18 protein-coding genes are annotated in these 21,781 nt (G+C 38.6%); 1 reads left to right on the top strand and 17 read right to left on the bottom strand.

Features of this window, described 5'->3' with window-relative positions; genetic code table 11:
- Positions 1-253: 253 nt before the first annotated feature.
- The 15 genes from phoU to IGI42_RS13745 all read right to left on the bottom strand — a co-directional run bounded on the left by phoU (position 254) and on the right by IGI42_RS13745 (position 15,811).
- Positions 254-931, bottom strand: coding sequence for a phosphate signaling complex protein PhoU (gene phoU / locus IGI42_RS13815; RefSeq protein WP_438716442.1), 678 nt, complete (start codon positions 929-931; stop codon positions 254-256).
- 23 nt (positions 932-954) lie between these two features.
- A complete protein-coding gene (gene pstB, locus IGI42_RS13810; RefSeq protein WP_438716441.1) occupies positions 955-1,710 on the bottom strand; it encodes a phosphate ABC transporter ATP-binding protein PstB in 756 nt (251 codons plus the stop codon).
- Between the two features lie 17 nt (positions 1,711-1,727).
- Positions 1,728-2,528 carry a phosphate ABC transporter ATP-binding protein PstB gene (pstB, locus tag IGI42_RS13805; RefSeq protein WP_438716440.1) on the bottom strand — a complete coding sequence of 267 codons (801 nt, stop codon included), beginning with the start codon at positions 2,526-2,528 and terminating at the stop codon, positions 1,728-1,730.
- A 10-nt stretch (positions 2,529-2,538) separates the two neighbouring features.
- The gene (gene pstA / locus IGI42_RS13800; RefSeq protein WP_438716439.1) at positions 2,539-3,426 is read right to left on the bottom strand and encodes a phosphate ABC transporter permease PstA; all 888 of its coding nucleotides are present in this window, start codon (positions 3,424-3,426) and stop codon (positions 2,539-2,541) included.
- On the bottom strand, positions 3,419-4,351 hold the full coding sequence (pstC, locus tag IGI42_RS13795) for a phosphate ABC transporter permease subunit PstC (protein WP_438716438.1): 933 nt from the start codon (positions 4,349-4,351) through the stop codon (positions 3,419-3,421). Before pstC ends, pstA begins: the two co-directional genes overlap by 8 nt.
- A gap of 288 nt (positions 4,352-4,639) precedes the next feature.
- Positions 4,640-5,488: a phosphate ABC transporter substrate-binding protein PstS gene (locus IGI42_RS13790; protein ID WP_438716437.1), complete on the bottom strand. Its 849-nt coding sequence runs from the start codon at positions 5,486-5,488 to the stop codon at positions 4,640-4,642.
- A gap of 72 nt (positions 5,489-5,560) precedes the next feature.
- On the bottom strand, positions 5,561-6,988 hold the full coding sequence (gene cls, locus IGI42_RS13785) for a cardiolipin synthase (RefSeq protein WP_438717050.1): 1,428 nt from the start codon (positions 6,986-6,988) through the stop codon (positions 5,561-5,563).
- A 162-nt stretch (positions 6,989-7,150) separates the two neighbouring features.
- Positions 7,151-8,035: a permease-like cell division protein FtsX gene (gene ftsX / locus IGI42_RS13780; RefSeq protein WP_438716436.1), complete on the bottom strand. Its 885-nt coding sequence runs from the start codon at positions 8,033-8,035 to the stop codon at positions 7,151-7,153.
- The gene (gene ftsE, locus IGI42_RS13775; protein ID WP_438716435.1) at positions 8,028-8,717 is read right to left on the bottom strand and encodes a cell division ATP-binding protein FtsE; all 690 of its coding nucleotides are present in this window, start codon (positions 8,715-8,717) and stop codon (positions 8,028-8,030) included. Before ftsE ends, ftsX begins: the two co-directional genes overlap by 8 nt.
- Positions 8,718-8,812: 95 nt before the next feature.
- A protein-coding gene (gene prfB, locus IGI42_RS13770; protein ID WP_438716434.1) for a peptide chain release factor 2 occupies positions 8,813-9,923 on the bottom strand; the annotation gives its coding sequence in 2 pieces (ribosomal slippage) (positions 8,813-9,850 and positions 9,852-9,923; 1,110 coding nt in all).
- Between the two features lie 94 nt (positions 9,924-10,017).
- Complete coding sequence (gene secA / locus IGI42_RS13765) at positions 10,018-12,549, bottom strand: preprotein translocase subunit SecA (protein WP_438716433.1); 2,532 nt, start codon at positions 12,547-12,549, stop codon at positions 10,018-10,020.
- Positions 12,550-12,814: 265 nt separating this feature from the next.
- On the bottom strand, positions 12,815-13,363 hold the full coding sequence (gene hpf, locus IGI42_RS13760; protein ID WP_438716432.1) for a ribosome hibernation-promoting factor, HPF/YfiA family: 549 nt from the start codon (positions 13,361-13,363) through the stop codon (positions 12,815-12,817).
- A gap of 139 nt (positions 13,364-13,502) precedes the next feature.
- A complete protein-coding gene (locus IGI42_RS13755; RefSeq protein ID WP_438716431.1) occupies positions 13,503-14,171 on the bottom strand; it encodes a ComF family protein in 669 nt (222 codons plus the stop codon).
- Positions 14,161-15,468 (bottom strand): DEAD/DEAH box helicase, encoded by a 1,308-nt coding sequence (locus tag IGI42_RS13750; RefSeq protein WP_438716430.1) that lies wholly within the window; start codon positions 15,466-15,468, stop codon positions 14,161-14,163. The genes IGI42_RS13755 and IGI42_RS13750 overlap by 11 nt, the downstream gene beginning before the upstream one ends.
- 46 nt (positions 15,469-15,514) lie before the next feature.
- The gene (locus IGI42_RS13745; RefSeq protein WP_438716429.1) at positions 15,515-15,811 is read right to left on the bottom strand and encodes a DUF7662 domain-containing protein; all 297 of its coding nucleotides are present in this window, start codon (positions 15,809-15,811) and stop codon (positions 15,515-15,517) included.
- Between the two features lie 74 nt (positions 15,812-15,885).
- Between IGI42_RS13745 and IGI42_RS13740 the strand changes: the two genes are divergently transcribed.
- Complete coding sequence (locus tag IGI42_RS13740; protein WP_438716428.1) at positions 15,886-16,527, top strand: YigZ family protein; 642 nt, start codon at positions 15,886-15,888, stop codon at positions 16,525-16,527.
- A 108-nt stretch (positions 16,528-16,635) separates the two neighbouring features.
- Here IGI42_RS13740 and phnF read toward each other — a convergent pair whose 3' ends face one another.
- Complete coding sequence (gene phnF / locus IGI42_RS13735) at positions 16,636-17,340, bottom strand: phosphonate metabolism transcriptional regulator PhnF (protein ID WP_438716427.1); 705 nt, start codon at positions 17,338-17,340, stop codon at positions 16,636-16,638.
- A gap of 112 nt (positions 17,341-17,452) precedes the next feature.
- The gene (locus tag IGI42_RS13730; RefSeq protein WP_438716426.1) at positions 17,453-21,697 is read right to left on the bottom strand and encodes an acyl-CoA dehydratase activase-related protein; all 4,245 of its coding nucleotides are present in this window, start codon (positions 21,695-21,697) and stop codon (positions 17,453-17,455) included.
- Positions 21,698-21,781 lie beyond the last annotated feature (84 nt).

The following is a 21,781-nucleotide window of genomic DNA, read 5'->3' as shown; positions in this document are numbered from 1 at the left end:
TTCTACAAAATCATTCTCTTTTTTTCAAGCAAAATCGGGATATTTTAATCACAAACCAATAAAAAAATTGATAAATAAGAAAATTTAATTTGAACTGTTTTGCCACATTGAGCATAAACTTGGGATGAACTGATCCTCGAATTTCACCAAATTTTCGTATGTCTGAGTTAGTTTTTGAAGTCCGACATCGGTAGTAACTGTAAACTTTTGGACGTTTCCTATAAAAAAACACGACCTGAGCCGTGTTTTCACATTAAAATTGTTCGTCGCGATTACTATTCAATTCAGTAATTTTGCCGGAAGCTAGATAAACAATCCATTCGCAAATATTAGTAACATAGTCGCCAATCCGTTCTAGATAGCTAGCCACATTTAAGTAGTCCGTTCCACTAATAATGGTTTCCGATTGTTTTTCCATTGTATCAGTCGTCATTTTGTAGATTTGCTTAAAATACTCATTTACTCGCTCATCCATTTTTGCGATCATCCGAGCATCTTTTTCATCAGTTTTTACGTAAGCAATTAATACGTTATCTACCATTTTTTTCACGTAATCAGACATTTCTGAGATTACTTCTTCTACTTCTAAAATGCGCGGCATTCCTTTTAAACGAATTGTTGATTTTGCTACAGAAACAGCATGGTCTCCCATCCGTTCCAAGTCAGAGCTAGCTTTCATGATCGTAATAATTGTACGTAGATCCGTCGTTACTGGCTGCTGTAAAGCAATCATTTCAAAGCTTTTCTTTTCTAGTCTTACTTCCATATCATTGATCAAGATGTCCTTGTCAATAACTTCTTGCGCTAGATTTTTATCGTGGTCAATATATGAACGGACGGATTTGTGGACAGCACTGGAAACAGCCATCCCCATTTCATAAAACTGGTTATGCAAATTCAACAAATCTTCTTCAAATTGTGTACGTAGCATTATTTCCCTCCTTAATTGTATTTTTAACCAAATTTACCAGAGATATAGTCCTCAGTCTCTTTTTTGGCAGGATCTAAAAAGATTTTCTTCGTCTTATCAAACTCGATCAGTTCTCCCTGCAAGAAGAAAGCCGTCTTGTCTGAAATTCGTGAAGCTTGCGACATATTATGCGTTACAATAATAATAGTATATCGTTCTTTTAACTCTAATAACATATTCTCAATTTTACCAGTTGAAACTGGATCAAGCGCACTCGTTGGTTCATCCATTAAAATAATTTCTGGATTAACTGCTAAAACCCGAGCAATACATACCCGCTGTTGCTGACCACCTGATAAAGACAAGGCACTTTGATGCAGTTTATCCTTCACATCATTCCAAACAGAGGCCGCTTTTAAACTTTCTTCTACAACCTGATCCAATTTTGCTTTATCTTTTTCACCTTTTAATTTTAACCCATAAACAATGTTTTCGTAAATGGAAAAAGGAAACGGATTTGGTTGCTGAAATACCATTCCGATTTGTTTACGCAATTCGACAGTATCTGTTTTTGGACTATAAATATCTCGATCTTTGTAAACGACACTGCCGGTAATAGTAACATCAGGAATCAAATCATTCATACGGTTCAAACAACGTAAGTAAGTTGATTTCCCACAACCAGAAGGTCCGATCATCGCTGTAATTTCATTTTCATTAAAAGATAAATCAATTCCCTTTAAGGCCTCTTTTTTCCCGTAATAAAGGTGAAGGTCTTTGGAAGTAATAATCTTCGACATTTGTTTTCCTCCGTCTCTTAACCAAAGTGCCCAGAAACATAATCTTCGGTGGCTTGGATTTTTGGTCGGGTGAAGATTTTGCGTGTTTCATCATACTCAATCACATGACCTAAATAGAAGAATGCAGTGTAATCACTAATACGCGCAGCTTGTTGCATATTATGAGTAACAATAATGATCGTATAGTCATCTTTTAGCTGCGTTAAAGTTTCTTCTACCGTACCAGTCGAAATAGGATCTAACGCACTAGCTGGTTCATCCAGCAGCAAGATATCAGGTTTCATTGCGATGGCGCGAGCAATGCACAAACGTTGCTGCTGACCTCCAGATAAAGCCAAAGCACTCTTATCCAAGTTATCTTTCACTTGGTCCCATAGAGCAGCTTGTTTTAAACTGGTCTCAACCATTTCTTCTAATTTATGCTTGTCTTTCTCCCCGTGCTGCTTTAGGGCAAAGGTAATATTCTCACGAATTGATTTACTAAAAGGGTTTGGCCGTTGAAACACCATACCAATTCGTTTGCGCATTTCATATACATCGATGTTAGCAGCATTAATATCTACGCCTTTGTACATAATTTTCCCGGTAACGCTAGCACTGCTGATGCCATCGTTCATACGGTTTAAAGAACGTAAGTAAGTCGACTTTCCACAGCCAGAAGGTCCAATTAAAGCTGTAATTTTATTCTTTTCAAATTCTAAGTTGACACCTTTGATTGCTTCGTTTTCACCATAGAAAACGTGCATGTCCTCTGTATGAAGAATAACATCTCCAGGCATATGGATAATGTTGCGTTCTTCCCAATTATATTCTTTCATCGAATTCTCCTTATGCTGAAGTCATCTTTTTGTGCAGACGCTTGCCAATCGCTCGTGCGCCAAAGTTAAACAATAATACTGCAATAATTAAGACCGCTGATGCTCCTGCAGAAACACTGGCGCCGTCTGGCATAGTACCTTCAGTGTTGATTTTCCAAATATGAACCGCCAATGTTTCTGCTTGGCGGAAAATACTGATGGGACTAGAAACACTTAGCGGATTCCAATTAGTAAAGTCTAAAGCTGGTGCACTTTGGCCAGCTGTGTATATCAAGGCAGCTGCTTCACCGAAAATACGCCCCGAACTCAAAATAATCCCTGTTAAAATTCCTGGTGAAGCATCAGGAACAACAATTTTTGTTACAGTTTCCCATCTGGATAAGCCTAAAGCTAGTCCAGCTTCACGCTGTGTATAATGAATTGCTCGCAGTGACTCTTCAATATTTCGCGTCAGCAATGGAAGATTGAACAATGTCAGTGCCAAAGCCCCGGACAAAATCGAAAAGCCATAGCCAAACTGAATAACAAAAACTAAGAAACCAAACAAACCAACTACCACAGATGGTAACGAACTCAAAATTTCAATAGATGTACGAATTACACCAGTTACCCAATTGTCTTTAGCATATTCAGATAAGTAAATACCTGCTCCTAAAGAAATTGGAAAGCTAATCAGCATCGTGATAAACAGCAGGAAAATTGAGTTAAACAGTTGGATTCCAATTCCGCCGCCTTCTTGATAAGCTTTAGAAGGTGAGGTTAAAAATTCCAATGAGATATGCGGTAAGCCACGAATCAAAATATATAATAATAGAAAAGCTAAAATACAAACAATTAAACCAGAGATTACATATAAGACAGCTGTAGCAATCTTATCCGCACGTTTTGCTTTATCCATTCTTCATCTCTCCTTTTTTACCAATGTAACGAATCAGGATATTAAAGACTAACGACATGAACAACAGAATCAAGGCTAGTGACCACAGAACATTATTCTCGACAGTTCCCATGATTGTGTTCCCAATTCCCATTGTTAAAATCGATGTTAAAGTTGAAGCTGGTGTGGTCAAGCTAGTTGGCATCAAAGCTGCGTTACCAATAACCATTTGAATCGCTAAAGCTTCACCAAATGCCCGTGCCATACCAAATACGACAGCAGTTAAGATTCCTGGAATCGCAGCCCGCAGTACCACTTTGTAAATTGTTTGCCAGCGTGTACCGCCTAATGCCAAGGATGCTTCACGATAATAACGTGGAACAGATTTTAATGTATCCACCGTCATAGTCGTTACAGTAGGTAAAATCATAACAAATAGTACAAATGTTCCAGATAAAATACCAAACCCAGTTCCGCCAAATACGGAACGGACCATCGGAACAATGACTGACAGACCAATGAATCCGTAGACGACTGACGGAATACCTACTAGTAATTCGATTACTGGCTGTAAAAATTTTTGTCCTTTATTCGGCGATATTTCAGTCATAAAGACTGCCGCCCCGATAGCAAATGGCGTCGCCACAATCGCTGATAGAAAAGTTACAATAAATGACCCAACGATCAGCGGTAACGCACCTACCATTGGCTGACCATCTGGCCCAACAGCACTAGGATTCCAAGTTGTTCCAAATAAAAAATCTAACACATTAATTTTATCTACAAAAAATGTAGCCAACCCTTTGCTGGCAACAAAATAGAAAATAGCACCTACTACAAATACAATCAACGCAATACAGATAAAACTGATTAAGCGTCCTCGTTGTTCAATGCGCGCTCTTTTTGATTTAGTGGTGAGCGCCTTTTTCACTTCTTCATTTTCCAAGGATATTCCTCCTATACGTTAATCTAACGAATTCATTTTACAAGTTGAACGTCAATTTCTGTTGAACCTTGTGTGAAGCTTAGATGACAATTGTAAAGATTGTGTAAATACGAATGAAAATTATGCTTTCACATAATTTTAGCCTACTTTTTTGGATACTTGAAGTAATTACGCTTGTGACTGTCAAACCCTAATTATCAACTATTTTTCAAAAATAGTGCCCTCGGATTTATTATTGTATAAATAATAGCAAGATTTTCAGCAAATAAAAAACTGAGGCAGAGTGCCTCAGTTTATGATATTGCCTTGCCAGTCTCGCTCGACTTTCATGGAAGAAATCGGAATATAGCCTAATTGAGGAACTACGCGTTCTTGAATTGCTGCTGACTGAATATATTCTAAAAATTCAGCACTTAATTCACTTGGTGTTCCTTTCGTATACATATGCTCATAAGCCCAGATCTGCCATTTATTTTCAGTAACATTCTCATCTGTTGGTTCAATCCCATCAATCTTCAATGTCTGCACATCATCACTCACATAAGAAAATGCTGTGTAACTAATTGCGCCGGGAGTATCCGCAACAATTTGCCGAACCATGCCGCTGGAATCTTGCTCCTGTGCTCGAATAGCTGTTTGTCCGTCTAAAACCCATTTTTCAAAAGTAGCACGCGTACCACTACCTGATGCTCGGTTCAAAATAACAATATCTTCATTCGTTCCACCAACTTCTTGCCAATTAGTAATCTCACCTAAAAATATTTTACGAAGATTTTCTAACGAAATATCAGTAACCCCAACATCTTTGTTTACAATAGGTGTAATTCCAACTACTGCAACCTTATGATCAGTTAGATTGGCAGCATCAATCCCACTTTTTTCTTCAGCAAAAACATCTGAATTACCAATTTCTACTGCACCAGATTGAACTTGACTCAAGCCAGTTCCACTACCGCCACCTTGAACATTAACAAACTTTCCAGGGTTTTCGCTTTGGTATTCTTCAGCAACCGTTTCGACTAATGGCTGTAGTGCTGAAGAGCCTACCGCTGTAATTGATTCTCCACGATCAATCCATTTTGAACAGCCAGATAATAAAAGTACAGTCCCTAAGAGGGGCAGTAACCATTTTTTCATGAGGATTCTCCTTTTAATAAAAATAAGCTTGTTTATTGTACCATTTTCTTTTTAAAGAGCAAGAGGTATTTTTTATAACAGTGGTGAAATTAATCGGGCGATTCCTTCCTTAAATTTAATTATCAAACCACGTTGAGCATAACGTTCTTGGGTTAATACTTCAGATAATTCAGAATCTCTAAAAAAAGCATCTCGGACTTTTTTTGCAATTTGACTATCATAAATAACTGTATTCACTTCAAAATCTAACTGGAATGATCGTACATCTATATTAGCAGAGCCAATAGAAACGATCCCTTCATCAATAATCATAGTTTTCGCATGGATAAAGCCATTCTCGTACGTTTCAATAATTGCACCATATTCCAGTAGTTCTGCCGCAAAGGAATAGGTTGCCCAATAAACTAAAATATGATCAGGCTTATTAGGTATCTGTATTCGCACCTTTACTCCTGAAAGCAATGCTGATTTTAACGCCTCGTGAATAGAATCATCAGGAATATAGTACGGTGTTTGAATCAAGATTTCTTTCTTGGCCAAGTTGATCATCTTCAAATAGGTCATTTTAATTTGCTCATGTTCACTATCAGGACCACTAGTAACAATTTGTAAAGCACAACGACCCTCAGACTCAATTTCTGGAAAGTAGATCGGTTCATACAGCACTTCATTTTTATGCTGGGAATTCCAATCCATCAAGAAACGGTTTTGCAAGGAATAAACAATATCTCCATAGACACGGATATGATTGTCTCGCCAGTAACCAAATTTTTCTACTAAACCTAAATATTCATCACCAACATTAAAACCACCCGTATAACCAATTTTACCATCAATTACAACAATTTTACGGTGATTGCGGTAGTTCATGCGTGGATTTAGATAAGGAACAAACAATGGGAAGAAAAATTCTACCTCACCACCTGCTTCTAGCAAGGGTGCAAAAAATTTGCGATTGACTTGAGTAGATCCCCAAGCGTCAAGCAGTAAACGAACTTTAACTCCCCGTTTAGCTGCCTCAGTCAGTGCATCACGAACTTCGATCCCTAACGCATCACTTCTATATATATAATACTCCATATGGACATGTAATGTCGCTTGCTGGATATCTTCTAATAAAGCATCAAATTTCTCCCTACCATCAGTATATAATGTAACCTCATTATTCGTCGTGTAAAGTGAACTTTCAAACATTGTCAGCATGTAAATTAATTGCTTCGGATCAACTTGATTGGTCGATGGTTTGGGAAAAAGACCCCGAGCTAGTGCTCGCTGTTGCTGCTCAATTTCAACATTCATACCAATTTTTGTTTGCATTTTTAAATCAAAAATTCGCTCTTTTGAGATTCCTTTGCCTAGAAAAATGTACATGACAAAACCAACCACAGGAAGGAAAGTTAGGATCAACAACCATGCCCAAGTAGTTACTGTATCTTTACGTTCCCGAAAAACAATGATCAGTGATAAAATTGTATTCACAATTAGAAAAATAAGTCCCATATTTCCTAGAAAAAAGCTCACTACTTCCAACTCCTTCCTTTAAAGGATAGCGAAGAAGGTACCGAATGTAAATAAAAAAAATTCAGTTTGTTTGTACATTCTTCGCTAAAAATGAATAAAAGAAAAGTGTTGGCGTAGAGAAACGCCAACACTTTTACTAGTTTAAATTTTTAAGAAACGACGCATTGAGATGATCGAACCTAATGAACCGATCAAATACCCGCCAACAGCCATCAAGATATCCAACTTCCAAACAATACTATTTGGTGTTAGTAAATTCAAATTAGACTGTAGCAAATATGGCGCAGCTAATTCATAAACTTGCTGGTAACCATAAGTCAAAATTAGAATTGGGATGATTGAACCAATAAGACCGATCCAGCCGCCTTCTAAAAAGAATGGCCAACGAATGTATCCATTTTTAGCTCCCACTAAGCGCATAATTTGAATTTCCCGCTTACGAGAAATGATGGTAATTCGAATCGTATTGGAGATTAAAAAGATTGCTACAAAGATAAGCAAAGCCGCCGCAGCCAATCCCCAAGTTCTAACTACACCTGCCATAGTAATAATCCGATCCGCCGAATTCCCACCATAATCTGCTCGGTTGACATTGGACAGTTCGCTAGCTTGATCGGCTACCTGTGAAATATACTGAGAATCTGTTGCACTCACAACGTAGACATCGTACAGTGGATTATTATCACCTTCAAATAGGTCCCAAGCATCTCCTAAAGCAGTTTGTATCTTTTTCAACTGCTCTTCTTTACTGGAAAATTGTACTTTCTCTACATGATTGATATCAGCCAATTCTGTTTTCAATTCTTTTAAATCATCTTCTGTAGTACCTATATCCACAAATACAGTCACATCAACGTTGCCTTCAACATCTTGTGCTAATTTCGTTGCATTCATAATAATTGCCAGAAAGATACCAGCTAGCGTTAAAGTGATGGTAACCGCACTTACAGAGGCTAAAGTCATCCAGCCATTACGCTTTAAGCTTTTCATACTTTCCAACAAATGTCGGAAGAAATTTCTAATCATCGAATTCGTATTCTCCTCCCGCTTCGTCTCGAACAATCAAACCATTTTCAATTGCAATTAAACGATGTCGCATTGTGTCTACAATAGTTTTGTTATGTGTAGCCATCACAATCGTAGTTCCTTGTGCATTTATACGTTCCAATAGCTTCATGATATCCCAAGAAGTCTCTGGATCAAGGTTTCCTGTTGGTTCATCAGCAATCAGAACTTTAGGCGTATTTACAATTGCTCGCGCAATCGATACTCGCTGTTGTTCCCCGCCTGATAATTCATTTGGAAAAACCCGTACCTTATGTTTCAAACCGACTAAGTCTAAAACTTCCATTACACGTTTTTTGATATCTCTTGGTTTGCGTCCAATAACTTGCATAGCATAAGCAACATTTTCATAAACAGTTTTACGTGGCAGCAATTTGAAATCCTGAAACACTACACCCACATCCCGACGTAAATAAGGAACATCTCGATTCTTAATTTTTAGTAAATTATGCCCAGCAACCTCTAACTTCTTACCGGATGTTGCTTTTTCTTCTCGATACATCAGTTTTATAAAGGTTGATTTTCCACTCCCAGAGGGGCCAACAACGTAAACAAACTCCCCTTGATCAATATTGACCGTAAGACCACGAACCGCCGTCGTCTTATTGGGATACTTTTTCACCACATCTTGCATTTCAATCATGGGTAATCTCTCCATATCCTCTTAAATTCTTAGCTATTATAGCACGGAAACATTGCAACAGGCTTTCAGTAGTTTACAATTAGATTTCATTTGACTTAGTTGCTTTGACCTAGATGCCACTTTAGATAAGCGTCGATAAACGGATCTAGATCTCCATCCATAACTGCTTGCACGTTACCAGTTTCATAATTTGTTCGATGATCCTTAACCATTGAGTAAGGATGGAAAACATATGAACGAATTTGCGAGCCCCAGCTAATATCCATCTGTTCCCCTCGCAATGCCAATGCTTCTTGTTCCTTTTTATCCATTTCCAGTTGATAAAGTTTAGCTTTTAACATTGTCATGGCTGTTTCACGGTTATGAAATTGGGAACGCTGCGCTTGACTGGCTACAACTGTTCCAGTAGGCAAGTGAGTGATCCGGACTGCTGAAGAAGTTTTATTAATATGCTGACCACCTGCACCACTAGCTCGATAAACATCTACCTTTAAATCATCCGGATTGATATCTACTTCTATCGTACCATCTAATTCAGGCATAACATCTACCGAACAAAAAGAAGTGTGTCGGCGATTAGCAGAATCAAAAGGCGAAATCCGCACTAAGCGGTGAACCCCTTTTTCCGATTTTAAGTAACCGTAAGCATTGAGCCCTTTGATCATTAACGAAACGCTTTTAATTCCAGCTTCATCTCCTGCTTGGTAATCTAGCGTTTCGACATTAAACCCATGTTGCTCAGCCCAACGAGTATACATCCTTAACAACATTGAGCCCCAATCCTGCGACTCAGTACCACCTGCACCAGGATGAAGTTCCAGAATTACATTATTTTTATCGTAAGGTGCATCCAGTAGCATGGATAGTTCGAAGCTTGCTACTTGGTCCTTTAATTGGAGCAATCGACTTTCTAACTCTGTCTGTAATTCTGGATCGTATTCTTCTTGTTGCATTTCTACCATTAAATTTAATTCTTCTGCTTCATCTTCCATGCTATTAAATTTAGTAAATGTCTCTTTTTCTAAATTATTCTTGTTAATTAGTTCTTGCGCTTTCTCAGAATCATCCCAAAAAGATGGATCTGCCATTTGATGCTCAGCTTCAGCAATATCTTCTTCTAACCGATCTAGGTCAAAGAGACCCCCTAAAGCTGTTTACTTGTTCATGGATTGTATCCAATAGATTTCTGATCTCTGCGTTTTCCAAAATTATTCCTTCTTTCTTTTTGGATCACTTAACATAGAAAGACGAGACATAGCTTTTTAGCTACTATGTCCCGTCCGATAGTTAGGATTTAAAATTATTCTCCCTTACCGTGGCAGTTTTTATATTTTTTCCCGCTACCGCATGGACATGGGTCATTTCTTCCGACTTTAGTAACTTTTGCCGGCATTTTCTTCACGCTGGTTAAATTTTTTGGATCGCCGTCTACTTCGACAGGATGGGTTTCCTGTGGTTCAGCAACTTGTTCTCGTTGAACATTTTGACGGATTTCGGCTTTCATGAACAAACGAGTAACTTCATATTCAATCGCTCCAACCATATCTTCAAACATGGTATATCCTTCAGTTTGGTATTCAACTAACGGATTGTTTTGACCATAAGCTCGTAGTCCAATGGATTGACGCAACTGATCCATTGCATCAATGTGATCTGTCCACTTAGTATCTACCACACGTAGAATAACAACTTTTTCAAACTCTAGTAACTGTTCAGGACTATGCAACTGCGACGCCTTCGCTTCAAAAACTTCTTTTGCACGTGCGAACAATAAGTCCTTCATTTCTTCTGGTGTTTTCTCTGTTAAGTCTGCCATAGAAATTGAGTCCTCATGAACTAAAGCATTTCCAGCAAAATCAACAATACTTTCTAGATTCCAATTGTCTTTTTCTAATTGAGTATGACCATCAACCACTCGTGAAATTGTTCGACGTACCATATTTAATAATTGTGGTGAAAGGTCTTTATCCTCCATAATTACGTCTTGGCGTTGTTTATAGATAACTTCCCTCTGCTCACGCATTACATCATCGTACTGTAAGACATTTTTACGTGTATCATAGTTGTTTCCTTCAACCCGTTTCTGGGCAGACTCTACTTGTTTAGTGAACATTTTACTTTGGATCACAGCATCTTCATCTTCAACTTTCATACGATCTAAGAAAGCTTTGATTCGTTCAGAGCCAAAACGTTTCATTAAATCATCTTCCAGAGACAAGTAAAATTGTGAAACCCCGGGATCTCCTTGACGCCCCGAACGTCCTCGGAGCTGATTATCAATACGACGTGATTCGTGACGTTCAGTACCAATAACAGCAAGTCCACCTAATTCAACAACACCTAGCCCTAACTTGATATCTGTCCCTCGACCGGCCATATTGGTTGCGATTGTCACTGCTCCCTTTTGCCCAGCGTTCATAATAATCTCAGCTTCTTTGAAGTGATTTTTGGCATTTAGCACTTCGTGAGGAATTTTTTCTTTATTTAGCATGTTTGACAATAATTCAGAAGTTTCTACCGCTACTGTACCAACAAGAATTGGCTGACCTTTCCGGTGGCGTTCTTTGATATCTTGGACAACTGCTTTAAACTTACTTTCTAAAGTCGGGTATAATAAATCAGCATGGTCTTCTCGAATAACTGGCTGATTCGTTGGGATTTGAATAACTTCAATATTGTAGATTTCACGAAATTCTTCTTCTTCAGTTTTAGCCGTACCTGTCATTCCAGAAAGTTTTTTATACATCCGGAAATAGTTCTGGAATGTAATAGTCGCCATTGTTTTAGTTTCGTCTTCAATTTCAACGCCTTCTTTGGCTTCAATCGCCTGATGCAAGCCATCAGAATAGCGACGCCCATCCATAATTCGTCCAGTAAATTGGTCAACAATTAATACTTTACCTTCTTGAACTACGTAGTCAATGTCACGAAGCATAATATAATTAGCGCGCAATGCTTGATCTAAATGGTGAGTCAAGGCTGTATTTTCTAAATCATATAAGTTCTCCAAGCCAAAGTTCGCTTCTGCTTTTTCGATTCCTTGTTCGGTTAAACCAATCGTTTTTGATTGGATATCGATCTTGTAATCCTCATCTTCTTGCAGGCGTTTAATAAAATTGTCTGTACGAGTGTATAGAGCAGTTGATTTCTCAGCAGCTCCAGAAATTATCAATGGTGTTCTAGCTTCATCGATTAAAATAGAGTCAACTTCATCAACAATCGCATAGTTTAATGGTCGTTGAACCATTTGGCTGCGATAAACAACCATGTTATCTCTTAAATAGTCAAATCCTAGCTCATTATTAGTACTATAAGTGATATCACAAGCGTATGCTTCCCGTTTTTCGTCAGCAGTTTTTGAATTGACATTTAAGCCAACGCTTAAACCTAAGAAATTATAAAGGTCTCCCATCTCAGTGGAGTCCCGAGTCGCTAGATATTCATTAACGGTAACTACGTGAACACCTTCGCCAGTTAGAGCATTCAAATAGACTGGCATCGTAGCTGTTAGTGTTTTTCCTTCACCTGTCTTCATTTCAGGTATGTTTCCATCATGAAGAACAACTCCACCCATTAATTGGACATGATACGGGTATAATCCTAGTACTCGCTTTGCAGCTTCACGAACTACTGCGAAAGCCTCTGGTAATAATTCATCTAGAGTTTCACCATTTTTATAGCGTACTTTAAACTCATCTGTTTTTGCTCGAAGCTCTTCATCAGAAAGTTTTGCCATAGCTTCGGCATGACTTTCGACTTGGTTTGCGATGCCAGCTAATCGCTTCAGTTCTTTTTTATCATTCTCGATCATCTTTCTTAGAAAGTTTGCCATTCGTTTTTCTTACTCCTTTGTGCTCTCATTGATTTGTCTATAAATCTGCTAGTCTATTTTATCATTAGTACCTTAGAAAAGAAACTTCTCCCAGAAATAAAAAGAATAACTTTACAAAAAATAATACTTACTTTCGGAATTTTAGCACAAAAACAGCATTCTAAACGGCTTCCCGTAGAATTTTTAGTCTAAAAAAACTGCTCATGATATTAAATTTTCTCAAAATAAAGGACCCTTAGCTTAAGCTAAGGGCCCATTTTTTTAATTAGTCAGTTTCAATTAAACCATATTTACCATCTTTCCGACGGTAAACAATGCTAGTACCATTCGTTTCAGCATCTTCAAAGATGAAGAAGTTGTGTCCTAACATATTCATTTGTAATACGGCTTCTTCGCTGCCCATTGGTTTTAAAGAAAGACGTTTTGTACGCACGATTTCTAATTCTGAAGTTTCTTCCGCTTCATCCTCATTCAACTCTACTACCACTTCACGGGTTGGTAAAGAAGTTTCACGTGCTTTACGGTTGATTTTTGTTTTAAATTTACGGATTTGACGTTCTAATTTATCCACAACCAAATCAATACTTGCATACAAATCTGGTGAAGTTTCTTCCGCACGTAGCACCAAGTAAGGAAGTGGAATCGTTACTTCAACTTTTGCAGTTTTTTCAGTGTAAACTTTTAGATTCACGTGTGCAGTTGCATCGGGCACATCTGTGAAGTAGCGTTCTAATTTCCCCACTTTCTTCTCTACATAATCACGAATTGCTTCAGTAACTTCGATGTTTTCTCCTCGAACGTTATATCTAAACATACAAATTGCCCCTTTCGTCTACCAACTGAAGATACGGGGAAGGACCACTCTTCGCCCCACTTCTTATCTCTATTATAACCAACTCTAATCCTTTTGCAAAGTAAATCGCTATCATTTTTTTGTCTAAAATAAGATTGTTTCATCTAGCAAAAGTCAAGCTTTTCACTGTTTCAGCGCCTTTTTCATATAAAATTTCTGCCGCGTGAAACAAAGTTCGACCAGTTGTATAAACATCATCAATAAGTAGGACTTTTCTACCTCTAATTTTACTATCATCAACTTTTAATTTATAAGGCTGTGGCATTTTCAATCGCTCTACTCGTGACTTCATTGATTGTGGTTGTCCATCTATCTTCCTTTGCAATAAACAATTATAACTTTTTCCCGTAACTTCGAGACAGCCAATAACTTGATTAAAACCTCGTTGAGCAAACCGTTCATTTGACAGCGGAATCGGACTTATTAAGTAATCAGGATATTTTCGTATCTCTTTTTTTAATTCTCTAGCAATCACTGACCGTAAACGATAATCTCCTTTAAACTTGTATGCTTCAATCCATTCCTGAAAACCCTCATTATAGGAAAATAATGCCGTATTTTTTAGTGTATATCCCTGACTTTCCTGCCATTGCTGACAGTCTTGACAAAGCTCTCCTGTATTTTCTCTTCCGCAACCGGGACAAGTCTTTGCTTTATTTAGCCGATGAAATTTTTTTTGACAACGAAAACATAAAACAGTGGGTGTAATGAACCACTCAATCAACGATAATGTTTCAATAATTTCACTGTGACAAATACTACATTTCATCCAGCAACCCCGCCTTCATTGCTAATTGGTTATTTTCTTTAATTTCCTTAACTGCTTGTTTGATTATTTTCGTCCATTCACTAGTTACAAAGCAAACCTCTGCTTTGCGAAATGGTCCCTTTCGGTCTGCTCTTCCTGCTATTTGAACCAAAGCTGCCTTGTTAAATACGCGATGTGAAGCATCTAAAATCATGACTGATACACCTTCAAAAGTAACGCCTCGTTCCAAAATAGTGGTAGTAATCAGCACTTGATATTTACTGTCACGCATATTTTCAACCTTTACTAAGCGTTCTTCATCGTTAGCAAACACAGTGGTTAGTTTGAGCTGCGGATATTTAGCCAGTAGTTGTTGAGCAATGACTTCTAAAAGGTGAATACTAGGACAAAATACTAACACATTATTTAGCTCTAAAAGACGAACTACTTCCTTGATAATTTTGCTGGGCAACTTATTCTGTCGTAACTTCTTTTTTAACGATAAGTTCAGCACAACTCTAGGCACTGGGAGCGGGCGGCGATGGTAGCGAGCTGGTAAACGATAGCTGCGATCCACTGACCGTTGAAGTTTTTTTGAAGGAGTTGCACTTAAATAAACGATTGTTCCATGTGGTTGCTTAGCACGCACAATCGCTTGTTCTAAAAAAGGATTGTTGGCATAAGGAAATGCATCTACTTCATCCAAAATAATTAAGTCAAATGTTTGATAGTATCTATATAACTGATGAATTGTACAAACAATCCATTGGTTTCCTATATCCAAACGTTTACTGCCATGGTACAAACTTATTTTTTCTTGCTGAAAGGATTGGGTAAAGCGCAGATGTAATTCATTACAAACATCTACTCGTGGTGATGTGACCGCAATTCGCTTTCCTTGAGATAAACAGTGCTGAATTAACGGATAAAGAATCTCCGTTTTTCCTGCACCAGTAACTGCCCAAATCAAAAATGTTTCAGCTTGTGGCTGTCCCAAAACTAGTTGATCTGCAATTTCTTTTTGAGCAGGTGACAAGTTTCCCTTCCACTGACAAGAGACACTGCGTTTGGATAATCGTGTCAAAGGAAACGTATATAAGTACTGGCTGCTAGTAATTCGACCTAAACTAATGCATTCTGGACAGTAATAGAAACCAGCCGGTACCTGTTCTTGGGACTTGCTACCACAACGCTCACAAATAACAATCGCATCTTCTTTGATCATTGCTGGAATTTTTTTAGCTTTAGTCAAATTAACCATTGGGTAAAAAGCTTCCCATTCACTTTTTAATAATCGTTGACCTTCGTATTCTTTCATTAGCCTCACCTCTGATAAAAGATACGTAAAAAAAAGCGAACGAATTTTATTTTCGCTCACTTTTAAATAGCCAATTTGATTTCACTAGCCGATTAAAGACCACATATTCTTTTGCGAGATTCACATGAACGGCTTCGTAACCCGCATTTAACCAGCCGTAGGCACCTTTTTCGGGATGACGATAATCATTTGCCCACCAATCTAAATCCTCTCTGGCAGTCTTAGGAAGTCCACTGCTGGGAAACAACAACTCATCATATTGAGTAAAGGTTAAAGTGACTTGGGAACCACCATTATTTTTCAAGTAATGAGTGATTCCATCGTATTTCTTGGTTCGAGCCATTATTTATCCCTCCTTATTGGTGATCCATTTCTTTTTTTCAGGGTTTCCCCTATACTATACGTTGAGGTGATAAAATGTTACAAAGTTATCGAACGATTCAACAAGACAGTATTCATGAAACCGAAATCAAAAAATCGCAGTTCATTTGTTCTTTAAAACGGGTAACTTCTGAAGACGAAGCAAAGACTTTCATCCAACTGGTTAAAAAAGAGCACTGGAAAGCTAATCATAATTGTAGCGCCTATGTGTTAGGTGACCGTCAAGAAATTCAGCGAACTAGTGACGATGGCGAGCCTAGTGGAACAGCCGGTGTGCCTATGCTGGAAGTATTGAAGAAAAATGAATTAATCAACGTTGCCGCAGTTGTTACCCGCTACTTTGGCGGTATTAAGCTAGGTGCTGGAGGGCTAATCCGCGCTTATTCTGGTGCCGTCGCCCACGGGATTCGAGAAACAGGAATCGTTGAAGGTCGACTGCAGCAAGAAATTATAGTCACCCTCAGTTATGGGAATTGGGGCAAAATGGAAAACTTCATTGAAAACCAACAGATAGCTGTCAAAGACACTCAATTTACTGATCAAGTGATCGTAACATGCATGATTGATGAGCCTAAAAAAGCAGAATTCGAAGCCCAGATCACTGATTTGCTAAACGGACAGGTCAACTTTGATAGTGGTAAAATCGCTTATTTTGAACAACCGGTAAAGAGATTATAACAGCAGTGTTCAGCTCCGAGAAATAAGCCGACTACTCCGAAGATAGCTGCTTTCAGTTAAACCGATTATGCGGTTTTCAGTGGCTGTGACAGTTTATGTCACAGCCACTTATTTTTCCAAATAAAATTCAAAACGATTGCCGACATATTGAGTTCGCACATACTCAAACGGACGACCATCAGCTAAGTAAGAAATTTGTCGTAAACGTAAAACAGCGTCTCCACGTTTGACTTCCAAGTACTCAGCAATCTGTTCAGATGCTAAAATGGCAGACACTGTTTGATTCGCTCGACCAATCTCCATGCCTTTTTGTTTCAATGTATGGTAAAAAGAATCAGTAATTTCTTCTTTACTAAACCCTTTGACGATCTTTGCTGGAATACTGGCTACTTCAAAACAGATTGGAATATTGTCCGCGTAACGAATCCGTTCCATTCGCAGAATTTGATCGCCCTTTGCTAATCCTAGATTTTCTGCTTCGCTGGAGCTCGCTGGCGAATAGAAAAAGGAAATCGTTTTACTAGAGGGTTTGCGGTTTTGTGATTCCATAATATCAGTAAAACTAGTCGTCCCACTCATTTTCTCTTGTACTTTTTCATTGGCTACATAAGTACCGGACCCGATTTTCCGTTCCAATATCCCTTCATCTGCCAAGGTTTGAATGGCTTGTCGCAAGGTCATTCGACTGACCCCAAATTTTACTGATAATTCTCGTTCAGACGGCAAACGATCGCCAATTTTCCAAACACCTTTTTCAATTTCATCTTTTAATTGATCATGTATTTGAATATAAACGGGTATTTGACTAGCCATTTTGATCGCTCCTCTTTTTTTCTCTATTATAACTGGTATATACCTCATTCACAATAAAAAAAGGTAGACCATTTTGCGAAAAAATGATCTACCTTCTTAAACGCTGCTATTTCTATAGTTTTACCTTTTCTTCGTTCAACATTTTATTGGCAGTTGCCATCATTAAACGAATCCGATTTAACTGGTTAACGATGGATACACCTGGGTCATAATCAATTGCTGCGATATTTGATTTTGGATATTGATGCCGCAACTCTTTAATTACTCCTTTACCAACTACGTGGTTAGGTAAACATCCAAAAGGCTGCATGCAGACAATATTATTCACACCATTTTTCAATAAATCAATCATCTCACCAGTTAAGAACCAGCCTTCACCTGTGTGGTTACCAATGGAAAGAATTTTGCTGGCATCTTCAGCCAACTGATAAATAGAGTGAATGCCGGTAAAACGCTTAGACCCACGCAATGCTTTGTCCATCGGCTTTTCAACCACTTCAATCAGTTTAATAACAAATTCAGCCATATTCTTGTTTTTCTTCGGCATACCCATATTATCGTACTTCCAAATTTGGTTATACAAGGAATAGTTCATGAAACCGACTAAATCTGGGACAACTGCTTCAGCTCCCTCTTCTTCTAACAAACGAACGATATCATTGTTAGCAGTCGGTGAATATTTCACTAAGATTTCGCCAACGACACCGACTTTAGGTTTCACTTCATCAGAAATAGGAATCGTATCGAAATCTTTGATGATCTTTTTCATATTCCGATTGAATTGAGTCAAAGAACCGTTGCGGACATTCCCTTCCACTTTCTTCAACCATTCTTCATGGAGTGCATCAATTTGACCTTTTTCCAATTCATAAGGACGCGTACGATAAACTACCCGCTCGAATAGATCACCATATAGAATCGCTACAACTGCTCGTTTAATCATTGGCAATGTGAATTTGAATCCTGGATTAGATTCAACGCCTTTATTTCCTAACGAAACAGAGACTACTGGTACGTGTCCAAATCCTGCATCTGCTAGTGCTTTACGCAACAGCGGAATGTAGTTAGTTGCTCGACAACCACCACCCGTTTGGCTCATCATTACACTCACGTTGTTTAAATCGTATTCGCCACTTTGTAATGCTTCTACTAATTGACCAATTGAAATAATGGCTGGATAACAGGCATCATTATTTACGTATTTCAACCCAACATTTACTGCTTCACGATCCATTGCTGGCAGACAGACAACGTTGTAGCCAGAAGCTTCTAAAGCAACATCGAACAATCCACTTTGATGAATAGGACTTAGCATTGGTAACAGTAACGTATGCTTTTTACGCATATCCTTGGTAAACATAATTTTAGCCGGTTCTTCAAAACGTTGGACAGGCTCATAGTTTGATTTAACTCGTTCATTCACTGCTGCCTTCAACGAACGTAGGCGAATGCGGATCGCTCCTAAGTTAGAACCTTCATCAATTTTTAATACCGTGTAAATTTTACCATACTGATCCATGATTTCTTCCACTTGATCTGTCGTCACTGCATCTAGACCGCAGCCAAAGGAGTTCAGTTGTACTAATTCTAGATTTTTACTCTTAGCAACAACCCGAGCAGCCGCATACAAGCGAGAGTGATACACCCACTGGTTTACTACCCGTAAGTTACCGACATCGCTTAAGTGAGACACACTGTCCTCTGTCAACACATGGAAACCTTCTTGCGTAATAACGTCAGCAATTCCATGATTGATTTCAGGATCCAAGTGATACGGGCGGCCTGACAGTACAACACCGCGTTGTCCTGTTTGATTCAGCATCATTAAGGTTTCTTCACCTTTTGTCCGAATATCTTGTTTGAACGCTTCTAATTCTTCATAGCCATGATGCAAAGCTTCCGTAATTTCTGATTCGCTGATTCCTAAATCTTTGAACGTACGACTCAATACTTTAGCAACTGAAGCTTCGTTAGCCAAGTTTAGATAAGGATTACGATAGTCTACTTTGCCTTCACGGATATCATCCACATTATTGCGAATAACATCTGGATAGCTCTGAACAATTGGGCAATTGAAATGATTGTCCGCATTCTTTGATTCTTCTCGTTCAAAAACGACACCAGGATAGAAGATCATTGGAGTTCCTTGATTAATCAAGGCTTGAATGTGTCCATGAGCGATTTTAGCCGGATAGCAGGCGGTGTCACTAGGAATAGTTTCCATCCCTTGTTCATACAATTCTTTGTTGGAACGAGGAGACAATTCGACCCGGAAACCTAAATCAGTAAAGAAAGTATGCCATAACGGATAATTTTCATACATGTTCAAGACTCTTGGAATTCCAACTGTCCCTCTTGTGACATCTTTTTTTCGTAGAGGGCGATACTTGAACAATCGTCGATATTTGTAATCAATTAGGTTCACTTTCCGGTCTTCGCGCTTAATTTTAATTCGCGCACCGCGTTCACAGCGATTCCCTGTAATAAACTCACGACCATCAGAGAAAATTGTCACCGTCATCATGCAGTTGTTTTCGCACAATCCGCAATGAGTAAATTCTTTTTCCGCAGTAAAGCTGTCTAATTCAGCTAAAGAGAGGGTTTTACTTATCTCACCGACTTCGTAGTTTTCTAATGCGATTAAAGCAGCTCCATAAGCGCCCATTAGACCAGCAATCGATGGACGGACTACTTCACGCCCTGTGACTACTTCGAAAGCCCGTAATACAGCTTCGTTGTAGAAAGTACCACCCTGACAAACAATTTTTGCTCCCAGCTCTTCTGGCCGACGAACTTTGATTACTTTATAAATAGCATTTTTAATAACTGAGTAAGAAAGTCCTGCAGAAATGTCGCCTACAGAAGCACCTTCTTTTTGAACTTGTTTTACTTTTGAGTTCATGAAGACGGTACAACGAGACCCTAAATCAACTGGTGCATGTGATTTTACAGCTGCTTGAGCAAAATCTTCTACTTTATAGTTCAATGACTTAGCAAAGGTTTCAATAAATGAACCACAACCGGAAGAGCACGCTTCATTTAATTGGATTGAAGACAAAGCGCCATCTTTTATAGTCATCGCTTTCATGTCTTGACCACCAATGTCTAAAATAAAATCAACGCCTGGTTGGAAATGGTTGGCCGCTTTGTAATGTGCCATCGTCTCTACTTCACCAATATCCACCTTCAAAGCATTTTGAATCAATTGTTCTCCATAACCGGTCACGGCTGCTTTTCCAATGAAAACACCCTCAGGTAGTTTTTGATACAAGTCTTTCAAAACAGTCATAGTTGTTTCTAATGGCTGTCCTTGATTATTTCCATAAAAAGAATACATTAAACGGCCACTATCATCAATTAACGTTACTTTTGTTGTAGTAGAGCCAGCATCAATTCCTAAAAAGGCTGCCCCTTTATGTTGCTGTAAATCCTTTTCCTCAGCTTGTGCTTGATTATGTCGCTTTCGAAAAGCTTTCAAATCCGCTTCCTCTTTAAATAAAGGTTCTAGTGTATCTGATGGTGCCAGATGCCCTTCCTCAGCCGTAGTTAAATAATCAATCAACACTTCCAGTGTCGTTGCTTCAGCATCTTCTGAATAAAATGCTGCTCCCATTGCAACAAATAACTGTGGATTTTCCGGAAAAACGACATTTTCTGGTGCGATGTCCAATGTTTCAATGAATCTCTTACGAAGCTCTGACATAAAATATAAAGGACCACCTAAAAAAGCAATATTTCCTTTAATTTTTCGTCCCGCAGCTAATCCAGCAATTGTCTGATTGACAACAGCTTGAAAAATACTAGCTGCTATATCTTCCTTAGCTGCACCTTCGTTAATTAGAGGCTGAACATCCGTCTTAGCAAATACACCACAACGAGAAGCAATTGGATAAAGCGTCTTGTAGTTTTTGGCTAATTCATTTACTCCGTTTGCATCAGTCTTCAATAAAGAAGCCATCTGATCAATAAAAGCTCCTGTTCCGCCAGCACAACTTCCATTCATCCGTTGTTCCAAGGCACCTTCAAAAAACGTGATTTTTGCGTCTTCTCCGCCTAGTTCAATTGCTACATCGGTTTGTGGGATCACTTCTTCAACTGTGCGTGTACAAGCTATTACTTCCTGTACAAAGGGTATCCTCAACACATCAGCCAAACCCATACCACCAGAACCAGTAATGTTCATTGTAAGTGGGCGCTGCTTCACAATTGATTGTGCTTCCCGTAGCACACGTTCTGTCGCAGTTTTCACATCGGAAAAATGACGCTCATATTTTGAAAACAAGCTCCGATTCTCTTCATCTAGGACGACCAGCTTAACTGTTGTTGAGCCAACATCGATCCCGGCGCGTAATGTCATTCTTATTTCCTACCTTCTTTATTTTACGACACATGTTGATTATCTTACATCGTGTTTGTTATACTACTCACGTATATTCTAAAA

This window comes from Enterococcus sp. AZ109, assembly GCF_051714625.1.
In the GTDB taxonomy this organism is placed as follows: domain Bacteria; phylum Bacillota; class Bacilli; order Lactobacillales; family Enterococcaceae; genus Enterococcus_A.
Note: the sequence above shows the minus strand (reverse complement) of the source record. Positions and strands in the feature narration are given on the sequence as shown.

What these genes read in the sequence shown, in the direction of transcription:
- phoU (WP_438716442.1), bottom strand. Translation starts at nt 931, where the DNA reads ATGCTACGTACACAATTTGAAGAAGATTTGTTGAATTTGCATAACCAG.
- pstB (WP_438716441.1), bottom strand. Translation starts at nt 1,710, where the DNA reads ATGTCGAAGATTATTACTTCCAAAGACCTTCACCTTTATTACGGGAAA.
- pstB (WP_438716440.1), bottom strand. Translation starts at nt 2,528, where the DNA reads ATGAAAGAATATAATTGGGAAGAACGCAACATTATCCATATGCCTGGA.
- pstA (WP_438716439.1), bottom strand. Translation starts at nt 3,426, where the DNA reads ATGGATAAAGCAAAACGTGCGGATAAGATTGCTACAGCTGTCTTATAT.
- IGI42_RS13790 (WP_438716437.1), bottom strand. Translation starts at nt 5,488, where the DNA reads ATGAAAAAATGGTTACTGCCCCTCTTAGGGACTGTACTTTTATTATCT.
- cls (WP_438717050.1), bottom strand. Translation starts at nt 6,988, where the DNA reads ATGGGACTTATTTTTCTAATTGTGAATACAATTTTATCACTGATCATT.
- ftsX (WP_438716436.1), bottom strand. Translation starts at nt 8,035, where the DNA reads ATGATTAGAAATTTCTTCCGACATTTGTTGGAAAGTATGAAAAGCTTA.
- ftsE (WP_438716435.1), bottom strand. Translation starts at nt 8,717, where the DNA reads ATGATTGAAATGCAAGATGTGGTGAAAAAGTATCCCAATAAGACGACG.
- secA (WP_438716433.1), bottom strand. Translation starts at nt 12,549, where the DNA reads ATGGCAAACTTTCTAAGAAAGATGATCGAGAATGATAAAAAAGAACTG.
- hpf (WP_438716432.1), bottom strand. Translation starts at nt 13,363, where the DNA reads ATGTTTAGATATAACGTTCGAGGAGAAAACATCGAAGTTACTGAAGCA.
- IGI42_RS13755 (WP_438716431.1), bottom strand. Translation starts at nt 14,171, where the DNA reads ATGAAATGTAGTATTTGTCACAGTGAAATTATTGAAACATTATCGTTG.
- IGI42_RS13750 (WP_438716430.1), bottom strand. Translation starts at nt 15,468, where the DNA reads ATGAAAGAATACGAAGGTCAACGATTATTAAAAAGTGAATGGGAAGCT.
- IGI42_RS13745 (WP_438716429.1), bottom strand. Translation starts at nt 15,811, where the DNA reads ATGGCTCGAACCAAGAAATACGATGGAATCACTCATTACTTGAAAAAT.
- IGI42_RS13740 (WP_438716428.1), top strand. Translation starts at nt 15,886, where the DNA reads ATGTTACAAAGTTATCGAACGATTCAACAAGACAGTATTCATGAAACC.
- phnF (WP_438716427.1), bottom strand. Translation starts at nt 17,340, where the DNA reads ATGGCTAGTCAAATACCCGTTTATATTCAAATACATGATCAATTAAAA.
- IGI42_RS13730 (WP_438716426.1), bottom strand. Translation starts at nt 21,697, where the DNA reads ATGACATTACGCGCCGGGATCGATGTTGGCTCAACAACAGTTAAGCTG.